The 17,611-nt window shown below is 38.1% G+C and carries 19 protein-coding genes; 13 read left to right on the forward strand and 6 right to left on the reverse strand.

The genetic code is table 11. The features are described from left to right. Positions 1-12 precede the first annotated feature (12 nt). A complete protein-coding gene (locus ACQ334_RS19665) occupies positions 13-195 on the reverse strand; it encodes a type II toxin-antitoxin system HicA family toxin (RefSeq protein ID WP_430989974.1) in 183 nt (60 codons plus the stop codon). Positions 196-601: 406 nt separating this feature from the next. Here ACQ334_RS19665 and ACQ334_RS19670 point away from each other — a divergent pair, with 406 nt between their 5' ends. The 3 genes from ACQ334_RS19670 (at position 602) to ACQ334_RS19680 (ending at position 4,464) form a co-directional block, all read left to right on the forward strand. Beyond that, a complete protein-coding gene (locus ACQ334_RS19670; RefSeq protein WP_430989975.1) occupies positions 602-2,971 on the forward strand; it encodes an ATP-dependent helicase in 2,370 nt (789 codons plus the stop codon). A gap of 173 nt (positions 2,972-3,144) precedes the next feature. Continuing rightward, a complete protein-coding gene (locus ACQ334_RS19675) occupies positions 3,145-3,744 on the forward strand; it encodes a NifU family protein (protein ID WP_430989976.1) in 600 nt (199 codons plus the stop codon). A gap of 138 nt (positions 3,745-3,882) precedes the next feature. Further along, positions 3,883-4,464, forward strand: coding sequence for a M23 family metallopeptidase (locus tag ACQ334_RS19680; protein ID WP_430989977.1), 582 nt, complete (start codon positions 3,883-3,885; stop codon positions 4,462-4,464). Between the two features lie 14 nt (positions 4,465-4,478). On the opposite strand, the gene ACQ334_RS19685 is transcribed toward ACQ334_RS19680, so the two are convergent. Beyond that, positions 4,479-4,847: a DoxX family protein gene (locus ACQ334_RS19685; RefSeq protein ID WP_430989978.1), complete on the reverse strand. Its 369-nt coding sequence runs from the start codon at positions 4,845-4,847 to the stop codon at positions 4,479-4,481. 80 nt (positions 4,848-4,927) lie between these two features. On the opposite strand from ACQ334_RS19685, the gene ACQ334_RS19690 reads away from it, so the two are divergent. The 4 genes from ACQ334_RS19690 to ACQ334_RS19705 are packed head-to-tail and all read left to right on the forward strand — an operon-like array spanning position 4,928 to position 7,338. Further along, the gene (locus ACQ334_RS19690) at positions 4,928-5,542 is read left to right on the forward strand and encodes a M23 family metallopeptidase (protein ID WP_430989979.1); all 615 of its coding nucleotides are present in this window, start codon (positions 4,928-4,930) and stop codon (positions 5,540-5,542) included. Between the two features lie 21 nt (positions 5,543-5,563). Further along, positions 5,564-6,196: a nicotinamide riboside transporter PnuC gene (gene pnuC / locus ACQ334_RS19695; protein WP_430989980.1), complete on the forward strand. Its 633-nt coding sequence runs from the start codon at positions 5,564-5,566 to the stop codon at positions 6,194-6,196. Further along, positions 6,193-6,762 carry a DNA-3-methyladenine glycosylase I gene (locus ACQ334_RS19700; protein WP_430989981.1) on the forward strand — a complete coding sequence of 190 codons (570 nt, stop codon included), beginning with the start codon at positions 6,193-6,195 and terminating at the stop codon, positions 6,760-6,762. Before pnuC ends, ACQ334_RS19700 begins: the two co-directional genes overlap by 4 nt. A 27-nt stretch (positions 6,763-6,789) precedes the next feature. Next, complete coding sequence (locus ACQ334_RS19705; RefSeq protein ID WP_430989982.1) at positions 6,790-7,338, forward strand: AAA family ATPase; 549 nt, start codon at positions 6,790-6,792, stop codon at positions 7,336-7,338. Here the strand turns inward: ACQ334_RS19705 and mtgA are convergent. The 3 genes from mtgA to ACQ334_RS19720 all read right to left on the reverse strand — a co-directional run bounded on the left by mtgA (position 7,331) and on the right by ACQ334_RS19720 (position 9,549). Next, on the reverse strand, positions 7,331-8,212 hold the full coding sequence (mtgA, locus tag ACQ334_RS19710) for a monofunctional biosynthetic peptidoglycan transglycosylase (protein ID WP_430989983.1): 882 nt from the start codon (positions 8,210-8,212) through the stop codon (positions 7,331-7,333). The genes ACQ334_RS19705 and mtgA overlap by 8 nt on opposite strands. 84 nt (positions 8,213-8,296) lie before the next feature. Then, positions 8,297-8,848, reverse strand: coding sequence for a hypothetical protein (locus tag ACQ334_RS19715; protein WP_430989984.1), 552 nt, complete (start codon positions 8,846-8,848; stop codon positions 8,297-8,299). A 44-nt stretch (positions 8,849-8,892) separates the two neighbouring features. Continuing rightward, a complete protein-coding gene (locus ACQ334_RS19720) occupies positions 8,893-9,549 on the reverse strand; it encodes a LysE family translocator (protein WP_430989985.1) in 657 nt (218 codons plus the stop codon). 117 nt (positions 9,550-9,666) lie between these two features. Between ACQ334_RS19720 and ACQ334_RS19725 the strand changes: the two genes are divergently transcribed. From ACQ334_RS19725 to ACQ334_RS19745, 5 genes are all read left to right on the forward strand, one after another. Further along, the gene (locus ACQ334_RS19725; protein WP_430989986.1) at positions 9,667-10,719 is read left to right on the forward strand and encodes a sensor histidine kinase; all 1,053 of its coding nucleotides are present in this window, start codon (positions 9,667-9,669) and stop codon (positions 10,717-10,719) included. 100 nt (positions 10,720-10,819) lie between these two features. Then, positions 10,820-11,521 (forward strand): LytR/AlgR family response regulator transcription factor, encoded by a 702-nt coding sequence (locus ACQ334_RS19730; protein ID WP_430989987.1) that lies wholly within the window; start codon positions 10,820-10,822, stop codon positions 11,519-11,521. A gap of 169 nt (positions 11,522-11,690) precedes the next feature. Then, entirely contained in the window at positions 11,691-12,434 is a 744-nt protein-coding gene (locus ACQ334_RS19735; protein WP_430989988.1) for an intradiol ring-cleavage dioxygenase, read from the forward strand. A gap of 82 nt (positions 12,435-12,516) precedes the next feature. Beyond that, positions 12,517-13,038, forward strand: coding sequence for a hypothetical protein (locus ACQ334_RS19740; RefSeq protein ID WP_430989989.1), 522 nt, complete (start codon positions 12,517-12,519; stop codon positions 13,036-13,038). 1 nt (position 13,039) lies between these two features. Then, entirely contained in the window at positions 13,040-13,765 is a 726-nt protein-coding gene (locus ACQ334_RS19745; RefSeq protein WP_430989990.1) for a pirin family protein, read from the forward strand. Here the strand turns inward: ACQ334_RS19745 and ACQ334_RS19750 are convergent. Next, a complete protein-coding gene (locus tag ACQ334_RS19750; RefSeq protein ID WP_430989991.1) occupies positions 13,724-15,277 on the reverse strand; it encodes a GH3 family domain-containing protein in 1,554 nt (517 codons plus the stop codon). The two genes, ACQ334_RS19745 and ACQ334_RS19750, sit on opposite strands and share 42 nt — an antisense overlap. Positions 15,278-15,417: 140 nt before the next feature. On the opposite strand from ACQ334_RS19750, the gene ACQ334_RS19755 reads away from it, so the two are divergent. Continuing rightward, positions 15,418-17,580 carry a S46 family peptidase gene (locus ACQ334_RS19755; RefSeq protein WP_430989992.1) on the forward strand — a complete coding sequence of 721 codons (2,163 nt, stop codon included), beginning with the start codon at positions 15,418-15,420 and terminating at the stop codon, positions 17,578-17,580. Positions 17,581-17,611 lie beyond the last annotated feature (31 nt).

Raw genomic sequence — 17,611 nt, forward strand, 5'->3', positions numbered from 1 at the left:
AGAATAGGTTGTTTATTTTAATCCTGCCTGTTTAAGAATTGCATTTAAAGTGCCCTTAGGAATATCTCCGCCATGTATCGGTACCGTAACTTTCCCTTTTTTAACCGGATGTTCCAATTGCAGGTGACTGCCTTTCTGATCCTTATCTCTCCATCCGTCGTTTCTAAGCACTTTTAATAATTCTTTTACTTTCATTAAAACAAGCTTTATTTCCGTTTTATGAAGGTAGCATATTTGCTACTACCTGCAAAATTTTCAGGTAACAATTTTGCTACCATCCAAGATTTAGATTACCTTCATCTTTCAACTAAAATTTAAGAACTGAACAACAAAACCAAAATAGCAGCAGGCACTTCTGGTGTGGGGGTATTATGGCTGGTATTTCATTTTTGGCATATAACCACCGTCATTAATGATATTGACAAGAACGATAATGAAGAGAAGATGCGAAATAACATAACCACCACCATCATAGTAACCGATTCCTCCACCGGCAAAAAAGATACCATGTTACTGGAAGATTATTTAAAGCAGCAGAAATAAAGCTGATTTATTTCCTCACAATCCTCCACCCCAAATCTACCTTTCGTAACTTTGCCTTATGCCCAAATATTTAGACGAATTGAATGAGCCGCAGCGGACTGCGGTAGAACACAAAGACGGCCCGATAATGATCATTGCCGGCGCAGGTAGTGGTAAAACCAAAGTGCTCACTACACGTATTGCCCACCTGATGGGTTTTCACCATATCGACAGTTTTAATATACTGGCACTCACTTTTACCAATAAAGCCGCCGCCGAAATGAAGGAAAGGGTGGAAAAGGTTTTGGGTAATACAGAAGCCCGGAATTTGTACATCGGTACTTTCCATAGCGTATTTGCAAGGATACTTAGAGGTGAAGCCAACAAAATTGGTTATCCCAACAACTTTACCATTTATGATACCGACGATGCCAAGAGTGTGGTAAAAACAGTGATCAACGAAATGGACCTGGATGATAAACATTACAAACCTAATGTAGTGTACAACAGAATTTCTTCGGCCAAAAATGCGTTGATTGGCCCGGCAGAATACATGAATGATTATGCATTGCAACAGGAAGATATGAGGGCCAACCGCCCTGCCATCGGCCAGATATATGATGCGTATGCCAGGCGTTGTTTTAAAAACGGAGCCATGGATTTTGATGACCTGTTGTTTAAAATGTACATCCTTTTAAAAAATCATCCTGATAGTTTAAGTAAGTTCCAGCGCAAGTTTAAGTATATCATGATTGATGAGTACCAGGATACCAACACGGCGCAGTACGAGATCATAAAACTCCTCGGTGCTATGCATGAAAATGTTTGCGTAGTGGGTGATGACGCTCAAAGTATTTATAGCTTTCGTGGTGCCACCATTGAAAACATTTTACAGTTTCAAAAAGATTACGACGAAGTAAAAGTGGTAAAGCTGGAGCAGAATTACCGCAGTACTAAAAGTATTTTAAGTGTTGCCAACGAAGTAATTGGCAACAATAAAAACCAGATAGAAAAAAAGCTGTTTACCGATAACGAGCAGGGAGAAAAAATTCGCCTGGTGCGTACCATGACGGATAATGACGAGGGCAAATGCGTAGCCGATACCATACAGGAACAAAAACTCCGTAATCATTATTACAATAAAGACTTTGCTATTCTGTACCGCACCAATGCTCAAAGCCGAAGCTTTGAGGAAGCATTGAGGAGGATGGGTATTGCTTACCGCATTTATGGTGGCATGAGTTTTTATCAACGTAAAGAAGTAAAGGATTTTATTGCTTATTTAAGAGTGGTGGTTAACCCAAGAGATGAGGAAGCATTGAAACGTATCATCAATTATCCGGTTCGTGGTATTGGTAAAACAACTATTGAAAAATCGGTATTGTTTGCCAATGAAAATAATTTAACGCTCTGGGATATTTTTTGCAATGCTGCTATGTACGGTTTTAAAGGCGGCACTTTGGAAGCAATAGACAACTTTGTAACGATGATAAAAATGTTTCAAAGTGAGTTGACCAAAAAGAATGCTTATGATGTTGCTATTTTAGTGGGTAAAAACACCAATATTGTTAAAGAATTATTTAATGATAAAACTGTTGAAGGCCTTGCCCGTTACGAAAACGTACAGGAATTGCTGAACTCCATTAAAGAATTTACCGAAACGCCGATGAATGAAGAAGATGGTGAAGTAGGTGATAAAAGTTTGGGTGGTTATTTACAACAGATTGTTTTACTCACCGATGCTGATGATGATAAAGCCGAAAGTGATGTGGTAAAACTGATGACAATACATGCCGCTAAAGGATTAGAATTTCCGGTAGTGTTTGTAGGTGGAATGGAAGAAACACTTTTTCCCAGCGCCATGAGTATTAATACCAGGGAAGAACTGGAAGAAGAACGCCGCTTATTTTATGTGGCCATTACCAGGGCCAAAGATAAATTGTGGCTAACCTATGCCAATGCACGCTATCGCTTTGGCCAACTGCAACAAAACGAAAGCAGTCGTTTTTTAGAAGAAATTCCGGAAGATTATTTAGATAAAAGTTATGCCGGCGGCGGTATGAAAAACAGCAGTAGTACCAGTACCGCTTTTGAAAGAATGAACCGTGGATTTGGTGGCGGCGGCGGTAATGCGTGGGGAGGCAAATCTTCTGCAGCAGCCAAAGCAGAAAAGCAATATGGCGCTCCTCCGGGCAAAGCTGCAACACCGGGGTATGTTGCCCCTAAGCCACAAAACAAAACTATTGAACACACTCCATCTGAAGATTTTGTAGCCAGCGATACCAGCAACTTACAAGCCGGACAAAAAGTAGAGCACCAGAAATTTGGTTTTGGCGAAGTAATGAAAATGGAAGGTGCTGCACATAATCCTATCGCCACTGTTAATTTTGAATTGAACGGGGAGAAGAAGATCATGCTGAATTATGCGAAACTGCGGATCGTAGAATAAAATTTGCCCGCAGAAATTCGCAGATGGATATATGTCTTTTTTCTGCGTTATTCTGCGATTTCTGCGGGCCTTTCCTCCTTTCGAAATCCGAAAAATATCCTTCTTGGCGTTGTTTTAAACCCAAAACCCGCCCATTTTTGGCTAAATTTGCATAGAAAATAAAATATCATTTTATGATAAAGACAGGAAACACCATTGTAAGCATCTATACCGAAATGACGCCCAACCCCGAGACCATGAAATTTGTGGCCAACAAATTATTATATCCGGGCAAGAGCATCGATTTTGCAGATGAAGCCAGCGCAGGCCCCTCGCCATTGGCGCAGGAGCTGTTCACCTTCCCATTTATTAAAGCCGTTTTTATAGCCAGCAATTTTGTTACGCTTACAAAAACTCCTGATATGGAAGACTGGCAGGATGTGATTCCTACCATCAAACAATTTTTAAAAGATTACCTGGAAGAAGGTAAACCTGTGGTGAATGAAGAAGAAGTGGCGAGCATGAAAACGCCTAACAGCAATGAAGTGAATGCAGATGATGATGATGTGGTAAAACGCATTAAAGAGTTATTGGAAAATTATGTAAAACCAGCGGTTGAAATGGACGGTGGTGCAATACAATTTAAAAGTTACGAGAACGGTACGGTTAACTTAGCCATGCAAGGCAGTTGCAGCGGTTGTCCTTCAAGCACCATTACTTTAAAAGCCGGTATTGAAGGCATGATGAAAAGAATGATTCCGGAAGTGAAAGAAGTGGTGGCGGAAGCGGAATAACTACCATAAAATATTTTTTTAAAGAAGTCAGGTTTTAAAAAACCTGACTTCTTTTTTTGAAGCATACTTCAACTACATTTCTTTATTGAGCTTTCACCGAAGTGAAGATTGCAGTATCTTACAATAAACATTCTTTCCATGAAATATGGACTCCTTATTTTATTACTTGCATTTTCCCTTTCAGCAACCGCTCAACTACCCGACAAAGAAATCTATGACCTGAAAGCGGGAAGAGTAAAACCCGATAACAGCCCGGTTTATCATTTACCTTTTAGCAAAGGCAGTAAATTTTTATTGATACAGGCCTACAACAGCAAGATGAGTCATAAGAATGAATTGAGTTTGGATTTTAAAATGAAGAAAGGCAGCAAAATTTGTGCAGCAAGAGCTGGTGTAGTGACAGCCACAAAAGAAGACAGCGATGTGGGTGGTTTAAAAGATGAATATTTATCACAAGGTAATCACATCATTATAAAACAGGAAGATGGCAGCGAAGCCATGTACTGGCATTTAAAAAAAGATGGCGTACTGGTGAATGTTGGTGATACAGTAAAGCAGGGTCAACATATAGGTTACAGTGGCAATACCGGTTACACTGCTTTTCCTCACTTACACTTTCAGGTGTATGATAAAGATGGAAAAAATATAGCCACAAGATTTTTAACCAAAAAAGGAATCATCTATCTACGCCCCGGTAAATATTATAAAGCAATTCATTAACCAAAAACAAAAAATTATTTCCTGCATTTCCAGGCCCACAACATCAGCAAAAATTGTAAAGGAAATAATCTTGCCCATGTTGCCCATTGCGGTAAACAATAACCATTACTCAAACAAAAACCATTTTGTATCATTACAATATGTGCAGGTATAAATGCCACCAGCAATACAATAATACCATAGGCTGCAATCGTTCTTGTTTTGGGTAATAAAAATAATAGCCCTAAAATAATTTCTGCCACACCAGAAAATAAATTGATGAAAACCGGGTAAGGCAAATAGCCTGGGATTATTTTATAATAACTATCCGGGCTGCGAAAATGATTAATGCCTGCAGCAATATAAAATACCGGGATCAGGATAAAGCTTATCTTTTTAAACATAAAAACAGTATTTTTTATTGATATACGGTAATTTAACCCGTGCAGTTATATAATAGTTCGTTTTATCTTTATCCTCATTAATGAATAGTAATAACCGGGTACATATCATTTTGTTTGCTGCAGTTATTTTAGTCAGTGGTTGTGCAGTCAGCAATAATCCGCAGCGCCAACAAATAAGGCAATTGCAAAAAGGGATTATTAAAGATGATACCAGCTTTGTATATCACCTGCCTTATGTAAAAGACACCAAACATTTACTGGTACAGGGTTATTTCAGCAGGTACTCACATAAAGAAAGGGCAGCACTGGATTTTAAAATGAAAAGAGGCACTACTATTTGTGCAGCAAGAGAAGGTATTGTGGTTCGGGTAAAAGAAGATGGCAATAAAGGTGGCTGGAATAAAAAGTACCGGCCTTATGGCAACGTGATAGTAATACAACATGCTGATGGATCAAGAGCTGGTTACTGGCATTTGCAATTTAATGGCGCTTTGGTAAATGTAGGTGATACTGTAAAGCAAGATCAACCCATTGGCTTAAGTGGTAAAACGGGGTATACATTATTTCCGCATTTACATTTTATTGTATGGCGCTTTGATGGCAAAGGGCAATGGCAACAGGTAGGCACCAGGTTTAAAACAGCCAAAGGAATACAATACCTGAGGCCAATGCGGCACTACAGCAATAAATATTAATTACATTTAGAAAAAATTACTTTGGACTTTCAACAGATCTACCAGGAGTTTATTGCAGGCATGAAGGAAACGGGCTGGCTGGAATATATAGCTGTTTTCGCTGGTATCATCAGTGTTTGGTATAGCCGTAAGGAAAATATTCTTGTTTATCCAACCGGCCTGCTTAATACCATTTTTTATATTTACCTGAGTTTAAAGGGAGGTTTACTGGGCGAAGCCAGCGTAAATTTTTATTATACTGTAATGAGTATTTATGGCTGGATCATGTGGAGCAAGAAAAACAGTGAGCATGAAAACATCGTAAGGATAACCAAAGCATCAGGTAAAGAATGGGGGTATCATCTCATATTTTTTGCATCATTTTATGTGGTACTGTATTTTGCAATTGGCTGGATGAGCAGCAAGGGCTATATAAAAGGTGCCATTCCCTGGGCTGATGCCTTTGCAAGCGCTACTGCTTACACAGGTATGTGGCTGATGACAAAAAAGAAAGTAGAAAGCTGGTACTGGTGGATCGCTACCAATATTGCATCGATACCTTTGTATTTTGTAAAGCATTATGTTTTTACCAGTGTTTATTATATAGTATTACTGGTAATGGCAGTAATGGGATTATTAGAATGGATGAAAAAAGAAAAAATAAATAAAGCATGAGTTATTGTACATTTAGTAATGCCCTTAAACCCGGCGAAAAAACAGTGCACAAGGTTTATCATGATAATCATTATGGTTTTCCTATTGAAACTGATGATGAATTATTCTGCAGGCTGATACTGGAAATAAACCAGGCGGGGCTTAGCTGGGAAACCATCTTAAACAAACAGGACAATTTCAGAAAAGCCTACCACAATTTTAATATTAAAAAAGTAGCGGCTTATAAAGAAAAAGATATCGAACGTTTATTGAATGATGCCGGTATCATCCGCAATAAATTAAAAGTGAATGCGGCTGTAGAAAATGCAAAGACCATTCTTGTTTTGCAAAAACAATTTGGTTCGTTTAAAGACTGGCTGAATCACCATCATCCCAAAACAAAAGAAGAATGGATGAAGGTATTTAAACAAACTTTTAAATTTACCGGTGGCGAAATTGTAAATGAATTTTTAATGAGTGCAGGTTACCTGCCCGGTGCACACGATGAGGATTGTCCCGTGCATAAAAAAGTGATCAAGGCAAAACCTATGTGGAGGGAGAAGGGGAAAAGCAAAAAAAGTATATAGTGTATATAAAGTAATGAGCAGAGCAGAATGAAAAAAATTGTTGTCATCGGGCCTGAATCTACAGGCAAAAGCACTTTATGTGAATTGCTTGCAAAGCATTATCAATCGGCATGGGTACAGGAGTATGCAAGGGAATATCTTTTAAAAAACGGCACCGATTATACTTTTGAAAATTTACTCGATGTTGCCAGGGGCCAGATCGCTAACGAAGAGTTGGTTGTTGATAGTTGGCAATTCGCTCATACATCTGAAATCAGCAATCAAAAATTTCCCATCTTCCTTGATACTGATATGTATGTAATGAAAGTATGGTGCGAATTTGTTTTTGAAAAATGCCATCACTGGATATTAAACAGGATCGTTGAAAGAAAATACGACCTGTACCTGCTTTGTAATATTGATGCGCCCTGGGTAAAAGATGAATTGAGAGAATATCCTGATCTTGTAATAAGAGAAAAATTATACCATCATTATAAAGATATTATGGTGAACCAAAATGTACCCTGGGTGGATATCAGTGGTAATTATGAGGAAAGATTACAGAAAGCGATCACCGCCGTTGATGCCATTATTTAATGATCTCTTCTATATCCGGATCCCCCTCTAAATTATTCATCTGCCGCATAATATCATCATAGCGGTTAGCTACATAATTACTCAATGGCTTTACAGTATATTTTTTAGGATTTGGCAAGCAGGCTGCAATTTGTGCGGCTTCGCCACGGGTTAAATCTTTAGCATCTTTATTAAAATATTTTTTTGCCGCAGCCTGCACACCAAAAATACCACGGCCCATTTCTGCAATGTTCAGGTAACGTTCCAGTATCTTTCTTTTACTCCAGGCTGTTTCAATAGTGAATGTAAAAAATACTTCGGGCCCTTTGCGAATAAAGCCACCACCCTGGAAAAGAAAAATATTCTTTGCCGTTTGCTGGCTGATGGTACTACCGCCTCTTATTTTTCCGGGATGCCTTTTATTGTATTTCATTGCCAGCTTTATTGCCTTCAGATCAAAGCCGTCATGATCGGGAAAGCGCTGGTCTTCACTTGCAATTACAGCCAGTTTAATATTGCTGCCCATAGCATCGTAACTGATATAATCCCTCGACAAACCATTACCCTGCAATACACTGCCCAGCTGTGTTAATGTAATGGGTGGATTAAAAACAAAGCCCAGCAAGAAATAAAAAAAGTATAGAATGTAAGCAGTAAAAAATATTCTCCAGGTAAGAGAAACTGCTTTTTTAATGGGGTTATTTTTTTTCAGCCAGATAAAGTATACAATTACAAGTAAACAGGCAATGCCCATGGCTATCAGCAATTGCCATTTAAATTCTTTTACCGCAATAGCATCAGAAAAGTTGGTAAAGACAAAATATAAAAACCAACCCACATGAATTACAAAAATAACCAGGAATAATTTTTTTATCAATGGCCAAATGGTTTTCAAAACAGGAGATTTTTTATTGGGTTTAAAAAGTAACGTATGGTGTTATTGTAATCCAACACGTTTATTATACTGCAATATAAAACTTTACCGCTTTGTATTGCTCATATCCATATATACCAGTTTGTATTTTTTACCAATCACTAATCCGCTGCCACCGCTTTTGGCCCAGAAATAACCCAGCGTACCCAATGTAGCAGAAGCGATCAATAAAGGCGCACTGAATTTTTTTCTGTCTGCTATATATACCACACCACTGGCCAGTGTTAATAGTACGCCGCCGCCAAATAAACTTGCACCACTTCCTTTACTATCAAATCCTTTCTTTTTAAAATAGCCCAATGCTTTTACCTGGTTGTAATGAAATTTATAGCGGAAACTTCCGGCGGTATCAAGAATATAGGTACCAAACGTAGTAGGTAAATAGTTGATCACGAATTCCTGTAGAAATAGCGTATCGTTTTTTATACCATTGATGTAGGCTTTGATGTAGGCGCCGCTGGTGGTGGTAAAGGCAATATCATTACCTGCGTAAATAGTTTGTAGCGTTTTATTTCTCTTTTTTACAATAATAAAATCGGCCGACTGTGCAGAGCAGGAAACAGACAACAAAAGCAGGAATGGTAAAATTAACTTCATTGTACAAAATAAAAAACAACACTAATGAGCGGGCAAATTAATTGTTAATGTTTTATCAATGTATAAACAATACCTGATAAAATAACCAAACCAAAAATAAGGTATAAAAAGCCGGATATGCGGTTGATGAGTAATATATTCCTGTCACTTAATTTTTTCCCCAGGCTGCCTGCACCTAAAACCTTACCCATATCGGCCAGCATATTTACTGCAAGGCAGGTAACAAATATTATAATGCGCTGATGAAAATTAAAGTCGGCAGAGAGAGAAACCGCCGTTGCCACCCAAAATGCAATTACTGCCGGGTTTAGCGTATTGATCAAAAACCCTGAAGTAAAAATGGCAAAATAGTTGGTTTTCTTTTTTCCTGCAGGTGTTATTACATCGCCGGCTATTTCAACGGGAACTTCTTTGGGGGTTACTTTTTTTATAAAGGCAAAGAAAATACCCATGCCAATTAAAAACAAACTACCGGCAATACCAATGGGTACTTTAAAATCCAGTAAGGATTTTACTGCTTCGCTAAAGCTGTTGCTGAGTACTACCCAGATGATATCACTAAGCCACACACCCGCTATAAAACTAAATCCGCCACGCCTGCCATGATTAACACTTTGCTTGATAATTGTAAATATTACCGGCCCTACTGAAAATATCAGCAGTAAACTTATGGCCAGCCCTCTTACAAATGCATCAATCATTAAATAAAAATAAGAAACCCCTGTTAATTATCAGCACCAACCGTCATTTATCTGTTCATTTATGCATTTCGGCGACACAGTAATATAATTGTAATTTTATAGTTATTAATTTGGCAAATGGCTACAGGCAAAAAACAGTTTATTTTTTTTCATGTAATAGGTATACTTATTTTTTTATGCCTGCCTGTTTTGTTTTTAAGCAATGGCCCCGAAAACAAGAGTATAATTGCAATTGCGGGTAATAGCTGGTTCTGGCTATTCTCTCTTATTTACATTGGTATTTTTTACCTGAATGCCTATTGGCTTTTCCCTCATCTGTATTTAAAAAAACATTACCTGCTTTATATCACAACATTGCTGGTGCTTTTGTTAACTGTTTATTTTATTCAACCCTTCGATCATATCATCAGCCTATCACCACCGCCTAACCAGCCAGCAGGCAAATTTAACAATGATGGTGCAGGCCCGCCAAACTACAGGCGCATGGATTTTGTAAGTATTTTTTTATATGCTGTTGTTGTTGCATTAAGCATACTCATCCCTGTAGTAAAGCAATGGCAAAAAACACAACAGCAATTTGTTACTGCACAAAAAGACAAAGCCAATGCAGAACTCTCTTTTTTAAAAGCGCAGATCAATCCACATTTTTTATTCAATACACTTAACAATTTGTATTCACTTTCGCTTGCAGGTAGTGATAAAACACCGGAAAGTATCATGCGCCTGTCCAAAATCATGCGCTATGTTACCGATGAAACACAAAGCGATTTTGTGCTTTTAGAAAATGAAATACAATGCATCAATGATTTTATAGAATTACAAAAACTCCGGCTGAACAGTAAAACAACGATAGTATTCTCTTATGAAAAAGTAAATGATAAACTGTTAATTGCTCCTTTGATATTATTACCTTTTGTTGAAAATATATTTAAACACGGTATCAGCAATAATGAAAGCAGTACTATTGAAATTAAAATTGCAGTTAAGCAAAGAGAAATACTTTTTTATTGCAGGAATAATATCTTTAACCATACCAAAAACACTAGCCGCCAGGGAACCGGTATTGCCAATGTTACCATGCGGCTGCAGAATGTATATCCCGGTAAACATTTTTTAAAAATTGAAGAGGATGGAAAAGTTTTTGAAGTACATTTAATTATTAATACATGAAATGAGCCTGAAAAAAGTTAATGCTAAACTGATGTGTTTATTAGCGAACCTGCCTGACGGCAGTCAGGTTCCATGTGACTAAAATAAATAAAAATAACACATGAAGCTTTCCTGCATAGCAATAGATGATGAGCCACTGGCACTGGAAGTGATAAAAAAGTATGCCTATAAAAATGATCAATTGTTATTGCAACAGGTATTTGATAATGTAATTGAGGCCGAAAAATATTTACAGCAACATACAACAGACCTGCTTTTTGTTGATATTGATATGCCAGATAAAAGCGGCATTGAATTAATTGCAGGCCTCAGTAAAAAACCACTGATTATTTTTACCACCGCACATAAAAAATTTGCTTTACAGGCTTTTGATATGGAAGCGGTGGATTATTTATTAAAACCTATACAATCCGAACGTTTTGATAAAGCTGTTGAAAAAGCCATTGTAATAGCCAAAGGAATTTCAAAAGCAGAGGACAATGATTCTTTTCTTGTATACGCTGAATACAAATTGGTGAAAATTGTTTTCAGCAATGTACTTTATATAGAAAGCATGCAGGATTATGTAAAAATTCATTTGCAAAATGAAAAACCTGTGATGACTTTGCAAACACTTAAAAAAGTATTGGAACTATTACCTGCAGAAAAATTTCAGCAGGTACACCGCAGTTATATTGTAGCGGTTGATAAAATAAAATCGCTGCAACAAAAAAATATTGAATTAATTAATGGCACTCAATTGCCCGTAAGTAACAGCTACAGCAGCTTTATAAAAGCCTATAAAGAAAAGTTAAGAAACTGATCTTTTGTTCATTTAATCGGCACACCTCCTTCATTCATCGGCACATTATTTTCCCCAGCCCAACCAAATTACTATTTGGAGTATCTATGTGTTATATAACATCGCCGCTTTAATTCAATTGGCTCAAAGAAAAACCAATCATATTTTCTTCACCCAAAAACAGACAATTATGGAACGTAAACATTTTTTAAAAAACAGTTTTGCAGCTTTAGGTTTAGTAGCCGTAGCACCTTTAATGAATGCCTGCAAAAAAACCGATACCACTACCGATACCAGCGGATCTGGTGGGAGTGGTGGTGGAAGTACTAACTGCAGTGTTGCACCATCCGAAACAGCCGGGCCATTTCCCACTATCACGCCTTCTTCATTGGTAAAAAGCGATATCAGGTTAGACAGGACAGGCGTGGCATTTACAATTAATATCATTATAAAAAATACCAACAACAGTTGTGCTGCATTAGCCGGTGCCATTGTTGATATATGGCATTGCGATAAAGATGGCAACTACTCGGAGTATGGCGGTACCAGCATGCAAACCACTAACTATACTGCGGTACATTTTTTAAGAGGCCGGCAAACAACCGACAGCAGCGGACAGGTTTCGTTCACTTCAATTTTTCCGGGCTGGTATAGCGGACGTGCCACACACATTCATGTACATGTGTACAATGCTTCGGGCACTTCTCTGTTAATTACACAAATTGCTTTTCCCGAGGGTAGCAGCAGTGCAGTAGCCACAGTAAACGGAAGCGGTGGCACCACTTACGGCTATACAAAAGGCATGAGCGGATATACTTATAACGCTGCAGATAATGTATTTAGTGATGATACTGCAGGTGTACAAATTGCGGCAGTTACAGGGAGCTTAACAGCAGGTTATGTATTAACACAAACGATAAATGTAGCTGCATAAAATTTTTTGCGTTTGTTTTAGGTAAACCACGATGGGGGCTTTAAGCGTATGCTTAAGGCTTTCCATCTTTTAAAATGTACACATGAGTAAAGGCATTATAAAATTCGCCCTGCAAAAAATTATTAAAGACCCCGCTGCATCACTATGGGAAAAACTGGTATTTGATGCTACCTGGATGGAATACAGGATGCAGGCGGCTAATTTTAATCAGCAAAGTAAGGCAACATTATTCACCACTATTGTAAATGAAAACCCCAAAGCAGAAAAATTACACGATGCGGTAAGTACGGCTGCTATTGGTTATATCAGGCAGTTACAGGATGTAATTCCTGGTCTTACAAATGCACATGGTAAAAATATAATACCCTTTAAAAATTTCAAGTTCAATATTATTCAGTCGGATATGGTGGACAGCAGATTGCATAAAGTTGAAATTATTTTTATCTCGGAGCCACTTACATTAATAGATGTTTTTAATAACCGGTATTTAATTGCTGTTGGCAATAAGCTGCACCAGTTACAGGAAGGTAAAGAAGTGGAAACCGAATTAATTACACAGGTTGATCAGTTAAGTATTTATTCATTCATCAAACCAGTTGCATAAAATGGCCGGCAATGCAAAAGCAATTATTCATTTAAATGATAACAGGGGCCATCTTGAAAATGAATGGATGCGTAGCCTGGTGACTTTTAATTTTGGAAACTATAAAACTGAAAACCGGGAACCATTCGGCAGCCTGCAGGTTTTTAATGAAGATACTTTAGCTGCGGGCAAAAGCATCAATATGCTGGTGGAAGAAAATACCGAAGTGCTTATTGTTCCTTTAACAGGTACGATATTTTTTAAAGATCATACAGGCAATGAAACGTACATTAATCCCGGGCAGGTGCAATTATTTGCTGCAGTCAAACAAAGTAGTTATCAAATAATCAATCCTTATGAAAACGAAGAGCTGGTAAATTTTTTACAGGTATGGTTATACAAAAGCGAAACTGTTTTCATTCCAAAAATGCAGCTGTTCAATTTTGATCTGTCACAAAAAAATCAACTGCATACTGTAATTACTGCGTCGGATCTAAACCAACAAGCTTATACTTTTATAGGAAAATACGATGGCAGACAAAAAGGTATTTATTCTTTACAAAATAAAAACAATGGTATCTATTGCTTTGTAATTGAGGGGGCTTTTGAAATACAAGACCGGTTATTGCATGCTAAAGATGGGCTTGCAATATGGGATACAGACGAGATAGATTTTGAAGCTTTATCGAATGGAGCGATAGTATTGTTATTTGAGATTCCCCTGTACTGCAACAAGTTCGCCGTTTAAAAACTTTTGCCAGTCTTCCAGCATTTTTCCTTTTAGTACACGAGGAAATTTATGTTGGCCACCTTCTTTTCCTTTAGCTTTCATAAAATCCATAAAGCGTTTTTCCGGCATCACATCTACAATTACTTCTTTTAATGCATGTTTACGCTCCACTTCATAATCATCATTCAGTTCCTTTAATTTGGTATCAATCAAAGCTGCTAATGACAGCGCATTTACATTATCATCGGTTGCTACAAACCAATGATGTGCAAAAAAGTTACCGTGCGGCACACCGGCCACAGTAAACTCCGGAATAGAAATATTTAGTTCTTCACTCACCATTTCAATGGCTTTGTTCATATTGTCCACACTTAAATGCTCGCCCACCAAACTTAAAAAGTGTTTTGTTCTTCCGGTAATAATGATCTCACTTCTGGCTGTATCGATCAATCTTACCGTATCGCCAATAGCATAACGCCATGCACCTGCGTTGGTACTTATCAAAATAGCATAATCTTTATTTTCCTCTATTTCATGGATCATAAAGGTTTCCGGATCATCCACCATATTGCCTTCGCTGTCAAAATTATTATCATCAAAAGGCACAAACTCAAAAAAGATATTGTTGTTGAGTGCCAGGTGCATACCCTTGGTATCCTGCCGGTTTTGGTAAGCTAAAAATCCTTCGCTCGCCAGGTAGGTTTCAATATAGGTGATGGGTTTGCCCAGCAGTTTTTCAAACCCTTTTCTATAGGGCTCCATAGCAACGCCGCCATGTACATAAAAAGACAGGTTAGGCCATATCTCATGAATGTTATTCAGCTTATAGCGTTCAATAATTTTTTCCATACACAACTGCAACCATGCAGGCACGCCTATAATAAACCCAATATCCCAGTTGGGAGCATTTTCTACAATTTCTTCCAGTTTCTTACCCCAGTCTTTTTGCTTGGCAATTTTTTTACCCGGCTTGTACAAACCAAGACCCTGGAACCAGAAAGGAATATTTTTTTGCTGAATACCACTCAGATCTCCGGCATAATAAGTAGGCCCCTTTTGCAATTGCGTACTGCCCCCCAGCATCAGCCAGCCCTTTCCCACGGCACTTTTGGGCACATCATGGTATTTGGTAAGGCTTAATAATTGTTTAAAGCTGGTAATTACATTGCTACGTATTAATTCTTTGGTAATAGGTATGTATTTACTGGTAGCATCACTGGTACCGCTGCTTAAAGCAAAATATTTTATCACTCCCGGCCAGCATACATCGGGTATACCATCTTTGGCTTTATGCCACCAGGCCTCGTAAATTTTATTGTAGTTATAGGTAGGTACTAACTGCTGAAACCTTTTTCCGGGATGCCGGCTGAGGAGAATATCATCAAAACGGTACCGCTGGCCAAACTCGGTAAACCTTGCTTTGCGCAATAATTTCTTCAGCACTTTTAATTGCTGCCGGCGGGCATCGCTTACAGGCAAATTAAGTGCCCGGGCAATGGAAGCCGGTAATTTAATGTCAAATATGGCCATCTATGCTTGCAAGGTTAAGTACACAAATATAAACAATAAGCTGGAAAGATAGCACGCCTTTCCGGCAACAGGTATCACCAAAGTCAAGTGGGTGTATCAATAAATATTAACTAATTTTATCGCCTTAAAACTAAAACGAAATGAAGAAAATTTTTTTAGCGGTTGTCTTGTCAATCACATTATTTAAAGCCAGCGCCGATGAAGGTATGTGGCTGCCCATGTTATTGGGCGAACAGGTATATGCTGATATGGTAAAAAGAGGCCTTAAACTTAGTAAAGAACAATTGTATTCCATCAACAAATCATCTATCAAAGATGCTATTTTAATCTTTGGCGGTGGCTGTACCGGCGAAATTGTAAGTGACCAGGGCCTGATATTCACCAATCACCATTGCGGCTACTCCGCTATTGCAGGCGCAAGTACTGTAGAGCACAATTATCTGCAGGATGGCTTTTATGCTTACAATATGAGCCAGGAAATTAAAAGTACTTTAACCGTACAGTTTTTGGACAGGATTGTGGACGTGACCAAAGATGTGGAAGATGCGGTAAAAGGATTAAGCTGGGATGACAGGATTAAAAAAATACCAGAAGTATATAAAGCTATAACTGATAAAGTAGCTGATAAAGAAAATGGACTAACCGGCAGGGTGTACAGCATGTTCAAAGGCAATCAGTACATCATGTATGTATACAAAACCTACCGTGATATCCGCCTGGTGGGTGCGCCGCCGGAAAGTGTGGGTAAATTTGGTGGCGATACTGATAACTGGGAATGGCCACGCCACACCGGTGATTTTAGCGTTTTTAGAGTGTACGCCACAAAAGATGGCAAGCCTGCAGATTACAGTACCGATAACGTGCCCCTGAAACCAAAAGCATTTTTACCTGTAAGCATTAAAGGTTTTAAAGATGGTGATTATTCCATGATCTATGGTTATCCCGGTGGTACCAACCGTTACGAAACCAGCTATGGCATTAAATTGAAAAATGAAATTGAAAATCCATCGCTGGTAAATTTGCGTGATATGCGTTTGAAATACATGCATGAGCAAATGATCAAAGACCCTGCAGTAAAATTAAAATTAGCTAACAGTTATGCCGGTATTGCTAACTACTGGAAATTTTATGATGGCGAAACCAAACAGCTGATAAAATTTCATACCCAGCAACAAAAGGAAGAATACGAAGCCAAATTTACTGCCTGGGCAAAAGGCAAACCAGAGTATGAAAATATTTTTGCCGACTATGCAAAAAATTATGCCGCATGGACACCTTATAGTAAAATGCGCCAGTATTTAAATGAAGGTATTACAGGTTCTCCGCTGGCAGCATTTGCAGCTTCATTCGTTTCATTAGAGGATAAGCTATTAAAACCAAGCACACCATCTGCTGATATTAAAAAATCTATTGAAGCTGCTACTGCAAGCCGTAAAGCTTTTTTAGAAGGCGAGGATCTGCCAAGTGATGAAAAAATATTAGCCTCAGTAGCGATGATGTTTTACAACGACATCGATAAAAACCAGCACCCTGTTGGTTTATACGAAAGTATGAAGGGAACATTCGGCAGCCTTAAAGAAGAAAACACTTTTAAAAGCTGGGCCAGGGATGTGTTTGCAAAAACCATGTTTTTAGATGATACCAAATGGGATGCATTTACTAAAGCACCTACTGCTGCTGCATTACAGGCCGACCCTGCTTTTGCTTTTGCCAGTGCATTTGTAAAAAACTACAACAGTAAATATGCATCACTATTCACCGCATTTACTAATAAAAATGCTGAGCTGGGAAGGGCTTATTTAAAAGGCGTTATGGAAATGAATCCAACAGCAGTTAAAAAAATGTATCCCGATGCTAACTTTAGTATGAGGGTGAGTTATGGTAATGTAAAAAGTTATCGTCCACGTGATGCGGTGTTTTACGATTATGTATGTACTGCAAAAGGCATCCTGGAAAAATATGTGCCTAAAGATTATGAGTTTGATCTGCCAACCAAACAAATTGAATTATTAAAGGCAAGGGATTTTGGGCAATACATTGATAAAGCTAAAAATGATCTTGTAGTAACATTTATTACTACCAACGATATCACAGGCGGTAATTCCGGTTCGCCTGTTATTGATGGCAATGGTAATTTAATAGGCCTTGCTTTTGACGGCAACTACGAAGCATTAAGTCATAAAATTGCTTTTGATAAGGATTTAAACCGAACCATTTGTGTTGATGTGCGCTATGTATTGTGGTGTATTGATAAGCTGGGTGGTGCAAGTAATATTATTAAAGAGTTGAAATTAGTGAGATAATATTCCGCAGGTATAAAATAAAAAACCGCCT

Origin of the sequence: Ferruginibacter sp. SUN106, from assembly GCF_050611765.1 — a bacterium.
In the GTDB taxonomy this organism is placed as follows: domain Bacteria; phylum Bacteroidota; class Bacteroidia; order Chitinophagales; family Chitinophagaceae; genus Ferruginibacter.

Bases quoted from the DNA above. Each gene is read 5' to 3' on its own strand.
- ACQ334_RS19665 (WP_430989974.1), bottom strand. From the start codon at position 195: ATGAAAGTAAAAGAATTATTAAAAGTGCTTAGAAACGACGGATGGAGA.
- ACQ334_RS19670 (WP_430989975.1), top strand. From the start codon at position 602: ATGCCCAAATATTTAGACGAATTGAATGAGCCGCAGCGGACTGCGGTA.
- ACQ334_RS19675 (WP_430989976.1), top strand. From the start codon at position 3,145: ATGATAAAGACAGGAAACACCATTGTAAGCATCTATACCGAAATGACG.
- ACQ334_RS19680 (WP_430989977.1), top strand. From the start codon at position 3,883: ATGAAATATGGACTCCTTATTTTATTACTTGCATTTTCCCTTTCAGCA.
- ACQ334_RS19685 (WP_430989978.1), bottom strand. From the start codon at position 4,847: ATGTTTAAAAAGATAAGCTTTATCCTGATCCCGGTATTTTATATTGCT.
- ACQ334_RS19690 (WP_430989979.1), top strand. From the start codon at position 4,928: ATGAATAGTAATAACCGGGTACATATCATTTTGTTTGCTGCAGTTATT.
- ACQ334_RS19700 (WP_430989981.1), top strand. From the start codon at position 6,193: ATGAGTTATTGTACATTTAGTAATGCCCTTAAACCCGGCGAAAAAACA.
- ACQ334_RS19705 (WP_430989982.1), top strand. From the start codon at position 6,790: ATGAAAAAAATTGTTGTCATCGGGCCTGAATCTACAGGCAAAAGCACT.
- ACQ334_RS19715 (WP_430989984.1), bottom strand. From the start codon at position 8,848: ATGAAGTTAATTTTACCATTCCTGCTTTTGTTGTCTGTTTCCTGCTCT.
- ACQ334_RS19720 (WP_430989985.1), bottom strand. From the start codon at position 9,549: ATGATTGATGCATTTGTAAGAGGGCTGGCCATAAGTTTACTGCTGATA.
- ACQ334_RS19725 (WP_430989986.1), top strand. From the start codon at position 9,667: ATGGCTACAGGCAAAAAACAGTTTATTTTTTTTCATGTAATAGGTATA.
- ACQ334_RS19730 (WP_430989987.1), top strand. From the start codon at position 10,820: ATGAAGCTTTCCTGCATAGCAATAGATGATGAGCCACTGGCACTGGAA.
- ACQ334_RS19735 (WP_430989988.1), top strand. From the start codon at position 11,691: ATGGAACGTAAACATTTTTTAAAAAACAGTTTTGCAGCTTTAGGTTTA.
- ACQ334_RS19740 (WP_430989989.1), top strand. From the start codon at position 12,517: ATGAGTAAAGGCATTATAAAATTCGCCCTGCAAAAAATTATTAAAGAC.
- ACQ334_RS19745 (WP_430989990.1), top strand. From the start codon at position 13,040: ATGGCCGGCAATGCAAAAGCAATTATTCATTTAAATGATAACAGGGGC.
- ACQ334_RS19750 (WP_430989991.1), bottom strand. From the start codon at position 15,277: ATGGCCATATTTGACATTAAATTACCGGCTTCCATTGCCCGGGCACTT.
- ACQ334_RS19755 (WP_430989992.1), top strand. From the start codon at position 15,418: ATGAAGAAAATTTTTTTAGCGGTTGTCTTGTCAATCACATTATTTAAA.